The organism is Paenalicyclobacillus cellulosilyticus (assembly GCF_014647315.1).
Taxonomy (GTDB): Bacteria; Bacillota; Bacilli; order Alicyclobacillales; family Alicyclobacillaceae; genus Alicyclobacillus_J; species Alicyclobacillus_J cellulosilyticus.
Genome location: NZ_BMOY01000134.1, coordinates 1 through 265 on the forward strand (window position 1 = coordinate 1; position 265 = coordinate 265).

Sequence of the window (265 nt, forward strand, 5' to 3'; positions counted from 1 at the left end):
GAACTTCACGGACGCTTGGTTCACGCAAATCCAGCGTGGTTTCTGCAAACAAGTAATGCTGCACGTAAATTTGGAATTTGCCATCTAACTCATACAGTGGGCCGTTGATGGTTTCTTCGTTATAGCCATCGCTAGAGTAGCTGTTATTGCCATTAATCGGACTACCGTCTGCATTGTAAGAGTCAGAGAAATCACGACCACCTACAATTCGAAAGATTGGCGCGCTTGCTTTACCTCGATCACCTTGACGCCATGCTACGTGTTT

The 265-nt window shown here is 46.0% G+C and carries 1 protein-coding gene; it reads right to left on the reverse strand.

What is annotated here, in order from left to right:
• The coding region (locus tag IEX97_RS13755; RefSeq protein ID WP_229776937.1) for a CsiV family protein at positions 1-265 on the reverse strand (265 nt) is incomplete at both ends.